1 pseudogene is annotated in these 1371 nt (G+C 64.3%); it reads right to left on the bottom strand.

The annotated features are described in order from the left end of the window. Nucleotides 1–89 precede the first annotated feature (89 nt). Nucleotides 90–1277, bottom strand: a pseudogene (locus IWX63_RS16595) (ISL3 family transposase); the annotation flags it as partial. Nucleotides 1278–1371 lie beyond the last annotated feature (94 nt).

Below are 1371 nucleotides of genomic sequence, written 5' to 3'. Positions count from 1 at the left end.
CGACCGACCCCGAGCCACCCTGGGCTACCTCACTCCCCGGGAAGTCTTCACTCGACTACTCACCGACAATGTTGCTTCCACCGGTTGACACCAAGGGTGAAGTACGCGAGGAAGGCCTTTCGCCATTTCCGCACTGTCCGGCCGAGGCGGGCGATCTCAGGGATCGGGCAGGTGTGGAGTGAGTCAGCGACTTTCTCCGCGGTCCGTCTTCCCTCGGCGAGATCCTTGGCGCGGTAAGCGGAGCGGAGCTGTTGGGCGCACTGCCACGCGATGAACACCTCCTCGTGAGCGGGGTGGGCTTCGATCGCCGCGACCAGCCTGGCGCGTTGCTTGTCGGTGAGGTTCTCGGAACCGGCGCGGAGAATGGTTTGGATACCGTAGAGCGGGTCTCCCTTGCGTCCCCAGTGCCCGAGGGTGTCCTGCTGCACCCGGCGGCGGACCTCATCGACGGCTGCGGTGCCTAGTTTCACAACATGGAACGCGTCGAGTACAGCGGTGGCGTCCTCGAGTTTGGCATCGATTGCGGTCTTGTATCCCGCGAACGGGTCCAACGCCGCGACCTGCACATTGTTCCGGAACCCAGGCCCTCGTTCTTCGAGCCAGTCCTTGTATGCCTTCCCTGATCGGCCTGGCACCAGATCCAATAGTCTCGCCCGCGTCTTCCCGTGTTTGTCGCGGGTGAGATCGACCATGCCGGTCAGCTCTTTCGGGCCCCGCCGTCGCGGGTCCACGCGATGCCAGACATGCTCGTCGACCCCGAGCGTGGCGACGTTCTCGAACCGGGACTCATCGTCGGCGAGGCGTATCAGTTCGGGTTCGATCGCACGCCATACCGTCTTCCACGACGTCCCCAGCTGCCGGGCGAGACCTGCGATCGTGGCATGCTCACGACGGAGCTGTCCGATCGCCCAAATGACGGCCCGCGTGGTGATCGAACCGCGCGCAGCAACCAGCGACGGGAGCTGTTCGACGAACGTCTTGTTGACGCAGTCCGCGTCACCGCACCGCCACACGCGTTGCCGCCAGATCACCCGTACTCGGATTACTCCGGGCACATCGTGCAGAACCCTCCGGCGCCTGCCACGACCGACAGCGATGACCCCGCACCCCGGGCACCCGACCGGCCCGGCTGGCGTCGAGACGGTTACCGTCAGCAGCCCGTCGTCGCGCTCGGCCTCCTCGACATGGACGCCGTCGAGACCGATCAGACGGTCGCAGCGCGAACAAGGATCAATAGCAGAGCGCACATCAGCGCACCCCGAAGTAGGGTGAAACAGGCTCTTCACGGTTGGTGGGGAAGCGGTCTCGTGTCGTAGATAGCAAGAAGCTCGTGGCCCTGCTGAGATGAGTGTGTCTAAGCATTCATCTTGA

Source organism: Arthrobacter sp. CAN_A2 (assembly GCF_015752045.1).
Classification (GTDB): Bacteria; Actinomycetota; Actinomycetes; order Actinomycetales; family Micrococcaceae; genus Arthrobacter_D.
The sequence above is the reverse complement of the archived record's forward strand: the minus strand, read 5'-3'. Positions and strand labels throughout refer to the sequence as shown.